Annotated in this window: 13 protein-coding genes and 1 pseudogene; 7 read left to right on the top strand and 7 right to left on the bottom strand. The window is 68.5% G+C overall.

The window, feature by feature from the left end; all coding sequences use genetic code 11:
• A partial coding sequence (locus ABD108_RS05995) for a hypothetical protein (protein WP_425579767.1) occupies positions 1 to 201 on the bottom strand: 201 nt, incomplete at its 3' end.
• 139 nt (positions 202 to 340) lie between these two features.
• Here ABD108_RS05995 and ABD108_RS05990 point away from each other — a divergent pair.
• Positions 341 to 1,171, top strand: coding sequence for an HAD family hydrolase (locus ABD108_RS05990; protein ID WP_255585747.1), 831 nt, complete (start codon positions 341 to 343; stop codon positions 1,169 to 1,171).
• Between the two features lie 410 nt (positions 1,172 to 1,581).
• Here ABD108_RS05990 and ABD108_RS05985 read toward each other — a convergent pair whose 3' ends face one another.
• Genes ABD108_RS05985 through ABD108_RS05965 form a run of 5 tightly spaced genes read right to left on the bottom strand, consistent with a single transcriptional unit; the run spans position 1,582 to position 7,553 of the window.
• The gene (locus tag ABD108_RS05985; RefSeq protein ID WP_220657516.1) at positions 1,582 to 2,319 is read right to left on the bottom strand and encodes a Fic family protein; all 738 of its coding nucleotides are present in this window, start codon (positions 2,317 to 2,319) and stop codon (positions 1,582 to 1,584) included.
• A gap of 46 nt (positions 2,320 to 2,365) precedes the next feature.
• Positions 2,366 to 4,135, bottom strand: coding sequence for a dipeptide ABC transporter ATP-binding protein (locus ABD108_RS05980; RefSeq protein ID WP_305111380.1), 1,770 nt, complete (start codon positions 4,133 to 4,135; stop codon positions 2,366 to 2,368).
• Positions 4,135 to 5,085 (bottom strand): ABC transporter permease, encoded by a 951-nt coding sequence (locus ABD108_RS05975; RefSeq protein WP_220657515.1) that lies wholly within the window; start codon positions 5,083 to 5,085, stop codon positions 4,135 to 4,137. The genes ABD108_RS05980 and ABD108_RS05975 overlap by 1 nt, the downstream gene beginning before the upstream one ends.
• Positions 5,078 to 6,004, bottom strand: coding sequence for an ABC transporter permease (locus tag ABD108_RS05970; protein WP_220657514.1), 927 nt, complete (start codon positions 6,002 to 6,004; stop codon positions 5,078 to 5,080). The genes ABD108_RS05975 and ABD108_RS05970 overlap by 8 nt, the downstream gene beginning before the upstream one ends.
• A 4-nt stretch (positions 6,005 to 6,008) precedes the next feature.
• Entirely contained in the window at positions 6,009 to 7,553 is a 1,545-nt protein-coding gene (locus ABD108_RS05965) for a peptide ABC transporter substrate-binding protein (RefSeq protein ID WP_343930079.1), read from the bottom strand.
• A 287-nt stretch (positions 7,554 to 7,840) separates the two neighbouring features.
• Between ABD108_RS05965 and acs the strand changes: the two genes are divergently transcribed.
• The 4 genes from acs to ABD108_RS05945 are packed head-to-tail and all read left to right on the top strand — an operon-like array spanning position 7,841 to position 12,459.
• Positions 7,841 to 9,787 carry an acetate--CoA ligase gene (gene acs, locus ABD108_RS05960; RefSeq protein ID WP_343929778.1) on the top strand — a complete coding sequence of 649 codons (1,947 nt, stop codon included), beginning with the start codon at positions 7,841 to 7,843 and terminating at the stop codon, positions 9,785 to 9,787.
• Between the two features lie 35 nt (positions 9,788 to 9,822).
• Positions 9,823 to 10,677: an ABC transporter permease gene (locus tag ABD108_RS05955; protein WP_305111382.1), complete on the top strand. Its 855-nt coding sequence runs from the start codon at positions 9,823 to 9,825 to the stop codon at positions 10,675 to 10,677.
• Positions 10,670 to 11,500 (top strand): ABC transporter permease, encoded by an 831-nt coding sequence (locus ABD108_RS05950; protein WP_305111383.1) that lies wholly within the window; start codon positions 10,670 to 10,672, stop codon positions 11,498 to 11,500. Before ABD108_RS05955 ends, ABD108_RS05950 begins: the two co-directional genes overlap by 8 nt.
• A complete protein-coding gene (locus tag ABD108_RS05945; protein ID WP_343929777.1) occupies positions 11,497 to 12,459 on the top strand; it encodes an ABC transporter ATP-binding protein in 963 nt (320 codons plus the stop codon). The genes ABD108_RS05950 and ABD108_RS05945 overlap by 4 nt, the downstream gene beginning before the upstream one ends.
• Here the strand turns inward: ABD108_RS05945 and ABD108_RS05940 are convergent.
• Positions 12,432 to 12,956 carry a nuclear transport factor 2 family protein gene (locus tag ABD108_RS05940; RefSeq protein ID WP_343929776.1) on the bottom strand — a complete coding sequence of 175 codons (525 nt, stop codon included), beginning with the start codon at positions 12,954 to 12,956 and terminating at the stop codon, positions 12,432 to 12,434. The two genes, ABD108_RS05945 and ABD108_RS05940, sit on opposite strands and share 28 nt — an antisense overlap.
• 44 nt (positions 12,957 to 13,000) lie before the next feature.
• Between ABD108_RS05940 and mug the strand changes: the two genes are divergently transcribed.
• Entirely contained in the window at positions 13,001 to 13,579 is a 579-nt protein-coding gene (gene mug, locus ABD108_RS05935) for a G/U mismatch-specific DNA glycosylase (protein ID WP_343929775.1), read from the top strand.
• 216 nt (positions 13,580 to 13,795) lie between these two features.
• Positions 13,796 to 14,980, top strand: a pseudogene (locus ABD108_RS05930) (hypothetical protein); the annotation flags it as partial.

Below are 14,980 nucleotides of genomic sequence, written 5' to 3'. Positions count from 1 at the left end.
CAGGCCGCCGGCCCGGGCCGCGGCGGCCATCACCTGGGCCGCCGCGAGGTCGAGCACCAGCCCGCTCGCCGTGGCCCACGCCGCCCGCGGTTGCCCGCGGTCGACATCGGCGCCGCTGCGCACGGCGGCCGCCGCGGCCCGCCGGACATCGTCCGCGAGCGCACCGTCGGCCACCGCCATCCCGATCTCGATTCCTCGCATGCCCCCAGCCTCACCCCGCCGGCGGCCGGGAACCGTCGCCGACGACCTCGCCTGTGGAGGAATCCGGGTGCTCCGAGAAACCTGTGGAGGAATCCGCTCTCGGCTCTTGCGGGGTGTTCGCGACAGCAACGGCGGTACGCTGAACGTCGTGAGTCCAACCGCGCCCGATCAGGCCCCGGTGCGCCGGGTCGCTGCGTTCTTCGACCTGGACAAGACGATCATCGCGAAATCGTCCGCGCTGGCCTTCTCCCGGCCCTTCTTCGACGAGGGGCTGCTTAATCGCCGCGCGGTCCTCAAATCCAGCTACGCGCAGTTCCTCATGATGCTCACGGCCGCCGATCACGATCAGATGGAGCGCATGCGTGATCACCTCACGCAGATGTGCGAGGGCTGGAACGTGGAGCAGGTGAAGTCGATCGTGCGCGAGACGCTGCACGACGTGGTCAATCCGCTGGTCTTCGCGGAGGCCGCCGAGCTGATCGCCGGCCATCACGCCCGCGGCCACGATGTGGTGGTGGTCTCGGCGTCGGGCGAGGAGATGGTGGGTCCCATCGCCGAGATGCTGGGCGCGGACTACTCCGTGGGCTCGGTGATGTCCGTGGAGGACGGCAAGTACGCCGGCGAGGTGCAGTTCTACTGCTACGGCGAGAACAAGGTGACCGCGATGGAGCGGCTGGCCGCCGAGCACGGCTACGACCTCGACCAGTGCTTCGCCTACTCCGATTCGGTGACCGATGTGCCGATGCTGGCGGCGGTGGGGCACCCCACCGCGGTGAACCCGGACCGCGGGCTGCGCAAGGAGGCCGCCGATCGCGGCTGGCCGGTGCTGTCCTTCTCGAACCCGGTACCGCTGCGGGACCGCCTTCCCTCGCCGTCCCGGACCTCGGTGCTCGCCACCGCGGGGCTCGGCGTGGTCGCCGCGGGCGCGAGCGTGGCGACATATCTTGTGCTGCACCGCAAGCGGAGCTGACAACCGCACTCGCGGAAATTTTCGCTCCAACCCCTTGATGTGACCGCGGCCACAAGGTACAAATGAATCACGGAGCGGCGCAAAGCCAAACCCCCACCGGAAGAGAAGGTCGAGGGTTCCCGAGCGTCAAGGCTCCCAGCACGGACACCAGGCACCCACGCGGAGCACGCCACGTTGGCAGAAAGCGCTGTGGGCCTGCGGCACCGAGGAACATTCAGCTGATGAGGTCTGCGGATAGTGGACCTTTCCATCGGTGTACGCCGAGGCCGCACACACAGCCCACCCAGCACGCTTGGTAACCGGGATCCGTGCTTGCGAACGGCGATTCGGACCCGTTCTTCAGGACGCACCACCTGTGGTGTGAGCCCTGGAGCTCAGGCCGGGTCGCCGTTGCGCGTGTTCGGGGTAGGTCAGCGCTCCGCGAGGGCGAGCGCTTCCCGCGCACCGGCCTCCAGCGCCTGGCAGCACAGCACCACCCACGCCACCACGCCGTCGGTGCCACCCAATCCGAAGGTATCGGCCGCCTCGGCGTAGCTCGGCGCGAACTTCAGCCACGTGGTCTCCGGGATTCCCAGCGCGTGCGGGTCCAGGCCCGACGACACCGTGACCAGGCGTGATGCGGCGCGGGCCACCACCCCGTCCGCCACCTCGAACGGGCGGAGCGAGAGCAGTTCGCCGTGCACCACGGCCGCCAGTACCGGGGCGGGCGCCTGCGTGCCGCCGGTCACCAGCTGCGCGAGCAGACCGAGCCGCTCCCCCGCCCCTTGCCGGGGGCGGCCCAGGCGCTCGTCATCGCCGTCCACCAGATCGGCAGCGGCCAGCGTGTGCAACCGGGCGAGGACCTGCAGCGGCGCGCGCCGCCACACCGCCACGGTGGCATCGAGGGAATCACCGTCGATCGCCTGGTAGACGCGCATCGCGCCCGCCAGCACCGGATCGGTGACGAGTTCGTCGCGGCTCAGTTCCACGGCGCCGCCGTCGAGTGCCGCCGATGCGCGGGCTCCACGCAGGGAGGATTCGGTGGCGGTGGCGCGCCATTCCCGCCGGTTGGCGGGGTGACGGTGCACCTGCGCCAGCGCCTCCCGCGCGGCGGACGCCGCCTCCGCGACGGCGGGGACGGCGGCGAGCGGGCTCAGCGGATCGGTCACGATGATCCAGGGTAGCCCGCCCGCCGCCGTTGCTTCGACGCTGGCGTCAGCCCGCCGCCAGCTCGATCGAGCCGCCGGGGATGGCCTCGATCAGCGTGCGGGTGTAATCCGAGGTCGGGTTGTCGTAGACCTGATCGGTGGGGCCGGAGTCGACCACCTTGCCGCGCGACATCACGATCGTCTGGTGCGCGATCTGCTTCACCACCGCGAGGTCGTGCGTGATGAACAGGTACGTCAGCCCCAGGTCCCGCTGGAGGTTCTCCAGCAGGGTGAGGATCTGTGCCTGCACCAGCACGTCGAGCGCGGAGACCGCCTCGTCGAGCACCACCACCTCGGGGTTGAGCGCCAGCGCCCGCGCGATGGCCACGCGCTGCCGCTGCCCGCCCGAGAGCTCGTTCGGGTACCGGTGCATGGTGTCCGCCGGCAGCGCCACCATCTCCAGCAGTTCCCGCACTCGCGCCACCCGCTCGTCCTTGCTCCCGATGCCGTGCACCGCGAGCGGTTCCGAGACGGCCCGGTACACCGAGTACATGGGATCCAGTGAGCCGTAAGGATTCTGGAACACCGGCTGCACCCTGCGGCGGAACTGCTTGGCCTCTGCCCCCTTCAGGCCGGAGACGTCGACCCCGTCGAATTCGACGGTGCCGCTGGTGGGTTCGAGCAGCCCCAGCACCATCTGCGCCACTGTGGACTTACCCGAACCGGATTCGCCCACGACCGCGGTGGTGGTACCGCGCAGCATGGTGAAGCTGACATCGTCGACCGCGCGGAAGGCGGTGCTCTGGAAGGGCACCGAGCCGCGGATCTGGAAGTCCTTCACCAGGTGCGAGGCCACCACGACCTCCGCCGGACCGTCGCTCGACTCGTCCTGCGCCTGATCGGCGAGCGTCTGCGCGCCCACCTCCTCGGCACGCTCCTGTTCGACCACGTCGGTGATCGACGGTGCCTCCTCGCGGCGGGCGTTGAGCGACGGTGCCGCCGCGACCAACCGCTTGGTGTACTCGTGCTGCGGGTTCTGCAGGATCTCCAGCGCCGGACCGGATTCCACGACCCGTCCCTTGTACATCACCACGAGGTGGCTGGCGCGTTCGGCGGCCAGTCCCAGATCGTGCGTGATGAGCAGCACGGCGGTGCCCAGCTCGTCGGTGAGAGTGTCGAGGTGATCGAGGATCTGCCGCTGCACCGTCACGTCGAGCGCCGAGGTCGGCTCGTCGGCGATCAGCAGCTTCGGCCGCGCCGCGAGACCGATCGCGATCAGCGCACGCTGCTTCATACCGCCCGAGAACTCGTGCGGGTACTGGTTCACGCGCTGGTCGGGATCGCGCATGCCCGCCTCGGACAGCAGCTCGATCGCCCGCTTCTTGGCATCGCCCTGTTCGGCGCCGTTGGCCTTGAGGGTCTCCCGGATCTGGAATCCCACCCGCCACAGCGGGTTCAGGTTCGTGTTCGGATCCTGCGGCACCAGGCCGATACCGCTACCCCGGATCTGCTGGAAGTCCTTCTCCGAGGCCTTCGCCAGATCCTGCCCGTCGAACAGGATCTGTCCACCGGCCACCTTGCCGGTGCCCTGCAGCAGGCCGAGAACGGCCGCCGCGGTGGTGGACTTGCCCGAGCCCGATTCGCCGACGATGGCCACCGTCTGGCCCGGATACACGGTGAGATTGGCGCCGCGCACGGCGGGAACCTTCTTACCCTGCACCGTGAATTCCACGATGAGATCGCGGATCTCGAGGAGCGGATCGGGCGTCTTGCCGAATCGCTCGGTGACCTTGTCCTTGATCTTGCCCGCCAGGTTGCGCTTGTGGTCGTCGGACATCAGCGGGTCCTCGCCTTCGGATCGAGCGCATCGCTCAGGACGTCACCGAGCATCATGAAGGTGAGCACGGTGAGCGCGAGAGCAGCCGCGGGGAAGAACAGGATGGGATTGCCCTCGCGGAGCAGGGTCTGCCCGTCCGCGATGTCCATACCCCAGGACACGGTGCTGGCCGGCAGGCCGATGCCGAGGTAGGAGAGCGTGGCCTCGGTGACGATGTAGATGCCGAGGGCCACGGTCGCCACCACGATCACGGGACCCAGGCAGTTGGGGATCACGTGCGTGAAGAGCGTTCGAACCTTGGAGGCCCCCAACGATTTCGATGCGGTGATGAACTCCTCATTGCGCACCGAGATAGCCGCCGACCGCGCGATGCGGGCGATCTGCGGCCAGCTGAAGATGGTGAGCACCAAGACCACCGACAGCACCGTGCGGGTGGTGACCATCTGCATGACCACCACGGCGGCCAGCATCAGCGGGACGCCGAAGAAGATGTCCGAGAGCCGCGCGATCACCGAATCGAGCCAGCCGCCGTAGAACCCGGCGGTGGCGCCGAGCAGGCCGCCGATCACGACCACCGCGAGGGTGGTGAGCACGCCCACCAGCACCGAGGCGCGGGCGCCGTAGATGGTGCGGGCGTAGATGTCGTAGCCCTGCAGATCGGTGCCGAACCAGTGGGCGCCACTGGGCGGCAACAGGGATCGGTCGAGCGAGGCCTCGTGGGGGTCCTTCCCGAAGGCGAAGACGCTCGGGAAGATCACGACCAGCAGGATCAGCGTGAGCAGAGCGACGCAGACCCAGAACAGCGGCCGTCCCCTGAGCTGCTGCCACGCCGTCTTCCAGAAGCCCGCGGGCTCCACGTCCTGATCGACGGCGTCGATCGCGCCGACCACCACATCGTCGGCAGCGGCGACGAAGCGTTCCTGTCCGGGGTAGGTCTGATTGTCAGGCATAGCGAATCCTCGGGTCGAGGGCGGCGTAGAGCAGGTCGACCACCACGTTGCAGATGAGGTAGATGACGATGAGAACCGTCACGAAAGAGACCACGGTGGTGGCCTCGCCACGGATGATGGCCTGGTAGATGGTGCCGCCGACGCCGGGGATGTTGAAGATGCCCTCGGTCACGAGGGCACCGCCCATGAGCGCCCCGATGTCGGCACCGAGGAAGGTGACCACCGGGATCAGCGAGTTCCGCAGCACGTGCACGAGGACCACGCGCGAACGCGGGAGACCCTTGGCCGTGGCGGTGCGGACGTAATCGGCGGTGAGGTTCTGCGAGACCTGCGACCGGGTGAGCCGCACGACGTAGGCGAAGGACACCAGGCCGAGCACGATGCCGGGCAGCAGCAGGTGGTAGAAGTCCAGGTTGCCGCCGACGGTGACCGGGAACCACTGCAGTTTCACGCCGAAGACGAACTGGGCGATGAAGCCGAGCACGAAGATCGGCACCGCGATGATCACCAGCGAGACGAACAGGATCGTGGTGTCGAACCACTTGCCCTTCTTCAGGCCGGCGATCACGCCGAAGAAGATGCCGAGCACGGCCTCCACCACGAGCGCGATGAGCGCGAGGTTCACGGTGACCGGGAAGGCCCGCTTCATCACGTCCCACACCGGCTGACCGGAGAAGGAGACGCCGAAGTCGAGCGTGAAGACGCCCTTGATGTAGTACCAGTACTGCACCAGGAAGGGCTGGTCCAGGTGGTACTGGGCCCGGAGGCCCTCCACCACCTCGGGCGGGAGATTCCGGTCGCCGCCGAGCGCCGCGATGGGATCGGCGGGGACGAGGAAGACGAGCGCGTAGATCAGCAGGGTGGAGCCGAAGAAGACGATCACCAACTGCCCGAGCCTGCTCAGGAGATATCTGGTCATCCCGCTACTCCTTCGTGATGTTCGTAAAGTCGAAGCGGCCGTTCCAGGTGAGATCGCCCGTGACCCCCTCGGCGACGCCGGCGGGCGCCTTGTAGTCCCACAGCGGGACCACCGGGAGGTCGTTGAGCAGGATCGACTGCGCCTCGTTGACGAGGCGGGTGGACTGCACCGGGTCCAGGGCCTGCTGCGCCTGCGCGATCTTGGCGTCGAAGGCCGGATTGCTGTAGTCACCGTCGTTGGAACCGCCACCGGTGAGGTAGTTCGGCTCCAGGAAGTTGAGCTGCGTGGGGTAGTCGCCCTGCCAGCCGTTGCGGCCCGCGGACTGCAGCGTCTTGCGGGTCAGCTCGTCGCGGATCTGCTTGAACGTGGCGTAGGGCTTGCCCGCGGCCTCGATCCCCAGATTGTTCTTGATCTGGTTCGTCACCGCGTCGATCCACTGCTTGTGGTCGCCGTCGGAGTTGTAGGCGATCGTGAACGCACCGGTCCAGGGCTTGATCGCATTCGCCTGCGCCCAGCGCTGCTTCGCCAGTTCCGGGTTGTACTTGGTGGTCTCGTTACCGGGGATGTCCGCACTCCAGCCGGGGATCGACCGTGCGGTGAAGTCCACCGACGGGTAGCGGAATCCCTGGAAGACCACGTCGATCACCTGCTGGCGATCGATCGACATCGAGATGGCCTGGCGCCGCAGGCGGCCCTCTTCATCGCTGCCGAAGTGCTCCAGGAACTGGGGGATCACGAACGACTGGGTCTGCGCCGTGGGCCGCGTGATCGCGCGCTTGCCCAGCGTCTTCTCGAAGGACCGCAGCGCACTGTTCGGGATCGTGTCGAGCGCATCGAGATTGCCCGAGGTGAGATCGACGTACGCGGGATCGTAGGACTCGTACATCACGAAGGTGAGCCCGCCGTTCTTCGGCTTGGGTCCCTTGAAACCCTCGTTGCGGACGATCTCGAGCTGCACGTTGTGCCGCCACTGCTTGAACTTGTACGGACCGTTGCCCACCGGATTCTGGCCGAACTTCTCCTTGCCCTCGGTGAAGAAGACATCGGGCAGCGGCGCGAAGGGCAGGTAGCCCAGGGCCAGCTTGAAGTCGATGTTGGGCTGCGCGAGCTCGATGGAGAAGGTGTAATCGTCGATCACCTGCAGGCCGCGCATCTCGGTCTTCGTGGCGCCCTTCTCGGACACCTCGTCGAAACCGGCGATGGGGGCGTAGAAGCTCTGCTGCTTCTGCAGGTTGCCGATCGCGGCGCCGAAGTTCCAGGCGCGCACGTAGTTCTGCGCCTTGACCGGCGTGCCGTCGGTGAAGGTCCAGTCCCGCTTGAGCTTGACCAGGAAGCGCTTGTTGTCGGTGGTGTCCACCGACTCGGCGTTCGCGAGCTCGGGCTTACCGTCGGCCTGGTACGAGTACAGACCGGTGAACAACATGTCGGCGACGCGGCCGCCCATGTTCTCGTTGGTGTCCGAGGGCACCAGGCCGCTCTGCGGTTCGCCGCCGTTCACCCGGATGATCGCGTCCGGGCCCACCGTGTTCTGGGACCGCGCGCCGTCCATGCTGCAGCCCGACACCGCCAGGCTCGCGGCCACCGCGATCGCGAGGATCGCCCGCGTCGCCGTCGACCTACTTCGTCTTCTCACCTGATACCTCCGCCTGATTTGGCTTGTCTTCGGTGGTGAGCACTCTAGGGCCGCTCCACCTGTGTTGTCCTGCTAACGGACAGCCGCCCCTCGCCGATCGGGCACCGCCGAGGGCCCCGGCAACCCCCTGCAACCCCACCCGTACCGGGCTCAATTCGGGTAAACCCCTCCTCACGTCCCGAGCCGAAAACTACGATCGACCCATGACTGATTCCGCGACCTCCGCGTACCCGCCCTCCGCAGACTTCGCAGCTCAGGCCAATACCCACGGTCGAGAATTGTACGACCGTGCCGAAGCCGACCGCCTCGGCTTCTGGGCCGAGCAGGCGAATCGCCTCGATTGGGACACCCCGTTCGGCGAGGTCCTCGACTGGTCGGGAGCCCCGTTCGCGAAGTGGTTCGTGGGCGGCAAGCTGAACGTGGCCTACAACTGCGTCGACCGGCACGTGGTGGCCGGCAACGGCGACCGGGTGGCCATCCACTGGGTGGGCGAACCGGGCGACACCCGCGACATCACCTACGCCGATCTGCAGGCCGAGGTGAGCCGCGCCGCCAACTACCTGGAATCACTCGGATTGCAGGCGGGCGACCGCGTGGCCATCTACATGCCGATGGTCCCCGAGGCCATCGTCGCCATGCTCGCCTGCGCCCGCCTGGGCCTGACCCACTCGGTGGTCTTCGGCGGCTTCTCGGCGGGTGCGTTGCGCTCGCGGATCGACGATGCGCAGGCCCGCGTGGTGATCACCACCGACGGCCAGTTCCGCCGCGGTAAGCCCACGCCGCTCAAGGCCAATGTGGACGAGGCGCTCGACATGGACGTCGACGGCACCAAGGCCACGAGCGTCGAGAAGGTCATCGTCGTGCAGCGCTGCAAGAACGACATCGAGTGGCACGACCGCGACGTGTGGTGGCACGAGACCGTGGGCGCCGCGTCGTCCACCCACACCCCGCAGGCCTTCGACGCCGAGCACCCCCTGTTCCTGCTGTACACCTCCGGCACCACCGGCAAGCCCAAGGGCATCGTGCACAGCTCGGGCGGCTACCTCACGCAGGCGGCATACACGCACTACTACCTGTTCGACCTCAAGCCGGACAAGGACGTCTTCTGGTGCACCGCCGACATCGGCTGGGTCACCGGGCACACCTACATCGTCTACGGCCCGCTCGCCAACGGCGCCACGCAGATCATCTACGAGGGCACCCCGAACTCCCCCACCGAGCACCGGAACTTCGAGATCATCGAGAAGTACGGCGTCTCGATCTACTACATCGCGCCCACCCTGGTGCGCACGTTCATGAAGTGGGGCAGGGAGATTCCCGACGCCCACGATCTCAGCTCGATCCGCCTGCTGGGCTCGGTCGGCGAGCCGATCAACCCTGAGGCCTGGCGCTGGTACCGCGATGTGATCGGCCACGGCACCGCGCCGATCGTGGACACCTGGTGGCAGACCGAGACCGGCGCCGCGATGGTGGCGCCGCTGCCCGGAACCACCACCCTCAAGCCCGGTTCGGCGATGGAGCCGGTGCCCGGCATCAGCGCCAACATCGTCGACGACGAGGGCAACAGCCTGCCCCGCGGCGAGTCCGGCCTGCTGGTGCTCGACAAGCCCTGGCCGGCGATGCTGCGCGGCATCTGGGGCGATCCCGAGCGCTTCGTGGACACCTACTGGTCGCGCTACGCCGATCAGGGCTGGTACTTCGCGGGCGACGGTGCGCGGTACGACGAGGACGGTGCGCTCTGGATCCTGGGCCGCGTGGACGATGTCATGAACATCTCCGGCCACCGGATCTCCACGGCCGAGGTCGAGTCGGCCCTCGTCGGGCATCCCGCGGTGGCCGAGGCGGCCGTGGTGGGCGCCTCCGATCCGACCACGGGCCAGGCGATCGCCGCGTTCGTGATCCTGCGCCAGGGCGTCGATGATTCCGATCCCGCCCGCCTGGTCGCGGAGATGACGGCCCAGGTGTCCAAGGACATCTCGCCGATCGCCAAGCCCCGCGAGATCAACATCGTGCCCGAGCTGCCGAAGACCCGTTCCGGCAAGATCATGCGGCGCCTACTGCGTGATGTGGCCGAGGGCCGCGAGTTGGGCGACACCTCGACCCTGGTCGATCCGACCGTCTTCGAGAACATCCGCAAGCAGAAGAGCTAGCACCGAGCGCGGGAGGGCGGTAACGTCAGTCCACTGTGTCGTCGCAATCCAGCGCGGCCGCAGTGTCCGGGCGTGCCGCCCTCCTCGCAGCTCTCCGCCCGTACGCCCGGCTGACCGTCGCCGGGTTCCGCCAGCAGTCCACCTACCTGGCCGCGGCGCTGGCCGGGCTGTTCACCAACACCGTCTTCGGATTCCTCAAGATGGGCGTGCTGCTGGCCACCCTCGCCGGCGCCGGCGGCATGGCGGGCGGCTACACGCCCGAGCTGATGGTGAGCTACATCTTCCTGTCCCAGGGGCTGCTGACCGCGATCGGCGGCTTCGGCACCGACGGTGAGCTCCCCGAGCGGATCCGCACCGGCGATATCGCCGTCGATTTCCTGCGGCCGCTCAACGTCCAATTCGCCACGCTCGCCACCGGTCTCGGCGGGGCGGTCTACTCGCTGATCCCGCGCTGGTTCCCACTGATCGGGGTGGGCCTGCTCACCGGGATGATGGCCTGGGCTCCCGAACCCGCGGCGTACCCCCTGGGTGCGCTGAGCATTCTGCTGTCCATCGTGCTGAGCCGGGCCCTGCTGTACGCGGTGGAGATCCTCGGTTTCTGGGTGGTGGAGACCCGCGGCATCGTGCTGTTCTACGTGATCGTCTCCAGCTTCCTGATGGGCATGTTCGTGCCCATCGGCCTGTTCCCCGCGTGGCTGGCCGCGATCGCCGAGCACTCCCCGTTCGCGTCGATCCTCATGCCGCCGTGCGACATCCTCTCCGGCCGGATCGACGTGGCCGCAGCCCTGCCGGCGGTCGGCGCGCAGGCGGCGTGGTGCGTCGTCGCCGTGGCGCTGGGCGCGTTGCTCACCTCGGCCGGACGGCGACGGCTGGAGGTGCAGGGTGGCTGACGTCTCCGCCGGGTCCCGGCGTCCCGGACGGCTCGCGCCGTACCGCGCGGTGCTCGCCTCCCGCATCCAGGCGCAGGCCTCCTACCGCGCCTCCCTGACCCTCGACCTGGTGACCGCCGCGGTGCTCGGGCTCGTCGAGTTCGCCGAGGTGTGGCTGCTGTTCCACAACGCCAAGGTGATCGGCGGCCTCACCTTCTCGGCGGTGGTGCTCGTGTTCGCGCTGGCCGACGGCTCGTTCTGCCTGGCCGACATCCTGTTCGGCCATCTGGACAAGCTGAACCGGTACATCCGCAAGGGCACGGTGGACGTCTTCTATCTCCGCCCGCAACCGATCCTGGCACAGCTCATGACCAGCGACATCCGGATCAACCGACTCACCCGGCCCGCGGTGAGCGTCTTCGCGCTGGTGTACGCCCTCACCCACAACCCGATCGACTGGGGCCCCACCACGATCGGCATGCTGGTGCTCGCGATGCTGTGCGGACCGGTGATCTACGCGAGCATCTTCGTGATCGCCGCCGGGCTGCAGTTCGTCCTGGTCAACGGCGCCGAGTTCACCAATGCCTTCGTCTACGGCGGCAGGTACGCGGCCGCGCAACCCGCACCGGTGATGCCCGCGGCCTTGAAGGTGACGCTGGGATTCGTGCTGCCGCTGGCCTTCACCGGCTATCTCCCCACGCTGGTGGTGCTGGGGCTGCCCGGCCAGGGCGTCTTCCAGCCGTGGTTGGCGTGGCTGTTGCCGCTGGCCACGCTGTGGGCGGTGCTGGTGGCGGCCTTCTTCTGGCGGCAGGGTATTCGGCACTACCGAGGGGCGGGCGGATGAACGGTCCGAACATCATCGAGACGCACGATCTGACCCGGACCTTCGTCCGGCGCGGCTGGAACGGGCGGGTGAAGAAGGAGACCACGGCCGTGGATCGGTTGAATCTCGCTCTGGCGCCCGGGGAATCGGTGGGCTACATCGGCGCGAACGGTGCGGGGAAATCGACCACGATCAAGATGCTCATGGGCATCCTGGTGCCGACGTCCGGCACGGTGCGCACCGTCGGGCTCGATCCGCTCACCCAGCGCCGCGCGGTGGCGCGCCGCGTGGGCGTGGTCTTCGGGCAACGCTCCCAGCTGTGGTGGGACCTGCCCACCTCCCGCTCGTTCGACATCCTCGCAGCCATCCACCGGCTCACGCCCGACGAGGCGCGGGCCCGCACCGGCCGGCTCGTCGAGCGGCTGGAGCTGGCGGAGTTCCTCGATCAGCCGGTGCGCCAGCTCAGCCTCGGGCAGCGGATGCGTGCGGAGGTCGCCGCGGCGCTGCTGCACTCCCCCGAGCTGCTGATCCTCGACGAACCCACGATCGGTCTCGACGTGCTCAGCAAGCAGCGGCTGCGCGAGTTCCTCATCACCGAGCGCGCCGAGCGCGGCCTCACACTGCTGCTCACCACGCACGATATGGGTGATGTGGAGCGCCTCTGCGACCGGATCGTGGTGGTCGACCGCGGCCGCACCGCCTACGACGGCACGCTGCCCGGACTCGTCGACGCCGTGGGTGCCGCGCGGGTGCTCGTGCTGGACCTGGACCGTCCCACTCCGGATCTGCACGTCGACGGTGCGCGGCACCTCGCCAGCGAGGCCGGCGGCCTCCGTCAACGATTGGAGTTGAGCGGCGCGCTGCCGGAGGTTCTGGCCGCGGTCTCGCACACGGCGACGGTGCGCGATCTCACGGTGGACGAGCCCGATATCGAGGACGTGGTGCGCCGGCTCTACGAGCGGTCGCGCCCCAGTACCTGAGCGCGGAGCAGGTCGATGGGATCGTCGCCGCCGCGCCCGGGCGGCGGGCCGGCCTCCGGTACGCCGAGGGGTCCGGTGAGGTCCTTCTCCCAGCGTGTCCAGTCGGTGACGGCCCAACGCTCGGCGATCGCCCACCGTCCGGCCCGGCGCTCGAACCGGTCCACGTAGCGCAGGCCCAGCGTCAAGTAGGCCTGGAGTTCCGCGCCCGGGGTGGACCAGTGCGTTGCCGTGCAATAGGTCTCGACCACCGCGGTTTCTCCCGAGGGCTCGCACAGATGGTTCCCGATCTGGTGGTGCGTGCCGCCGAGCGAAGTGAGCTGACCACGCACCCAGGGCACGTACTCCTCCACCGGCCCGGTGAAACCGGTGTGATGATCGACGGCGCCCGGGTGGTAGCAGTCGCGCACCGCGTCCAGGTCGAGCCGGTCGATGCCGCGGCAGTAGCGGAGCACTACGTCGTGGATCTCGCGGCGGGCCAGGAGTTCGTCCACGGTCATGTCCCCCAGTGGACCACGGCCGATCGAGCGGGTAGGACCGTTGCATGGGATTCACGCGCGAGCAGCTGCTGACCTTCGCCGATACCGAGGTACCCGATCTGATCGGTCCGGACTGTCGGCTGCTGTTCGCCGGGATCAATCCGGGGCTGTGGACCGCGGCCACGGGTGCCCACTTCGCCCGTCCCGGCAACCGCTTCTATCCGGCGCTGTACGCCGCGGGCATCACCGATCACGTGATCGACGCCGCCGAGGGCATGCGCGCGGAGGACCGCGAGGCGCTCATCGCCGCGGGTGTCGGCATCACCAATGTCGCCCCGCGGGCCACGGCGAAGGCGAGCGAACTGACGACGACGGAGCTCCGGGAGGGCGGCGAGGCATTACTGGCCCGGGTCGATCGGGTCGCCCCGCGGGTCCTGGCGGTGCTCGGGGTCACCGCGTTCCGAACGGCCTTCGGCCAGCCGAAGGCCACGGTCGGGAGGCAGGCGCGGGGGCTCGGCGAGACCGCGGTGTGGGTCCTGCCCAATCCGAGCGGCCTCAACGCCCACGAAACGGTGTCCAGCCTGGCCGCCGCGTACCGCGAGGCCGCGGAAGCGGCGGGAGTGCCGCTGCTCTCGCCGCCCTAGAACGAACCTGTTGCTAACGAACAAGCGTCGTACTGAGCAGGTGCTCATCGAACTGCTGTTCGTGACTACATCTGCAGTCGCGCGTGGCCCAAACCTACTTTGAAGAATTCGCGACATTGAATCTGATTTGGTACCGCGTTGGCCTATTTGCAATGACACTTTTGGCACGATGCACGACTGCGCTGTGCATCCCTGCCCAAAAGGACTGAAGAAAACATGTCGTCGATCGCACGCGCCGCTGCTGCAACCACCACTGTCGTGGGCCTGGTGACCTCAGGCTCCGCTGGAGTTGCCGCAGCACAGAACAACCTCATCGATTCCAGCACGCGACAGGTGGCGCTCACGCCCGCGAGCGCCGGCTGGATGGGGTCTCCGTTCTCGGTGCAGGTGCCGTCCGCCGCGGTGGCCGATCGCGCGTCCGCGGGGACCGCCACCGCACCGTGCTACCCCACGCGGCTCGTGTGGCTGGGCGCGCGCGGTGCGAACAGTCCGCTGGACCTCAGCTGTGGATTCGCACTCGGCGGCTACAACAGCAACGGCTCCTATGTGATCGGCAATGCCCCTGACTTCGGGCGGATCGGTTTGGGCCCCTGGGTGGGCATCGGGGTGCCGACGGACGGTCCGGGCTTCGGACTGGGTGCGGGAGTCGGCTTCGGCCCCGGGCTCGGTTTCGGCGCGGGCGCGGGCTTCGGCGCGGGGCTCGGCAACGGCTTCGGGTTCGGATCGGGCGTGGGCTTCGGCGGGGGCTTCGGCCCCGGGTACGGGTTCACTCCCGGGTTCAATCTCGGTCTCACGCCGGGATTCGGTCCCGCCCTGCCCTACGGCTTCGGCACCGGTTTCAGCCTCGGCATCGCGCCGGGCGTCGGTATCGGGTTCGGTCTGGGCGCGGGCCTGGGCTACGGGCCCGACGGTCTGCGGCTGGGCGCCGGCATCGGCTTCGGCATCGGTCTGGGTCCGGGTATCGGATTCGGCTTCGGGATCGGCGGTTACTTCGATCTTCGCTCCCCCGTGAGCATTCCGGGTATCGACTACGCGGCGCAGGCGCGCGCGAGCGCGATGGCCGCACGCATCGCGGCGGAGTGGGCTGCGAGCGAAGCGGACCGGGCGCGCAGGGCGTTGGACGCCGCGCGTGCCAACCAGTCGGCGTCCGCCGACGCCGTGAAGAAGGCCGAGGATCGCCTCGCTGCCGCCAATACGGCCGCGCAGAAGGCCGCCGCGGCAGCAGAACAGGCGACGAAGGATCGCACCGCAGCCGAGCAGGCTTCGACGGAGAAGGCCGCCGCGGCCAAGACGGCTGCGGATCAGCTGAATGCCGCGCGTGATGCCCAGTCCAAGGCAGCCGACGCCGCGCAGAAGGCCGCCGCCGATAAGGCCGCCGCCGACGCCGCCCACAAGTCCGCC

The organism is Tsukamurella strandjordii, assembly GCF_039525985.1.
GTDB classification, from domain to species: domain Bacteria; phylum Actinomycetota; class Actinomycetes; order Mycobacteriales; family Mycobacteriaceae; genus Tsukamurella; species Tsukamurella strandjordii.
This window is presented reverse-complemented; position numbering and strand designations above follow the sequence as displayed.

What these genes read in the sequence shown, in the direction of transcription:
- ABD108_RS05980 (WP_305111380.1), bottom strand. Translation starts at nt 4,135, where the DNA reads ATGTCCGACGACCACAAGCGCAACCTGGCGGGCAAGATCAAGGACAAG.
- ABD108_RS05975 (WP_220657515.1), bottom strand. Translation starts at nt 5,085, where the DNA reads ATGCCTGACAATCAGACCTACCCCGGACAGGAACGCTTCGTCGCCGCT.
- ABD108_RS05970 (WP_220657514.1), bottom strand. Translation starts at nt 6,004, where the DNA reads ATGACCAGATATCTCCTGAGCAGGCTCGGGCAGTTGGTGATCGTCTTC.
- ABD108_RS05965 (WP_343930079.1), bottom strand. Translation starts at nt 7,553, where the DNA reads ATGGACGGCGCGCGGTCCCAGAACACGGTGGGCCCGGACGCGATCATC.
- acs (WP_343929778.1), top strand. Translation starts at nt 7,841, where the DNA reads ATGACTGATTCCGCGACCTCCGCGTACCCGCCCTCCGCAGACTTCGCA.
- ABD108_RS05945 (WP_343929777.1), top strand. Translation starts at nt 11,497, where the DNA reads ATGAACGGTCCGAACATCATCGAGACGCACGATCTGACCCGGACCTTC.
- ABD108_RS05940 (WP_343929776.1), bottom strand. Translation starts at nt 12,956, where the DNA reads ATGACCGTGGACGAACTCCTGGCCCGCCGCGAGATCCACGACGTAGTG.
- mug (WP_343929775.1), top strand. Translation starts at nt 13,001, where the DNA reads ATGGGATTCACGCGCGAGCAGCTGCTGACCTTCGCCGATACCGAGGTA.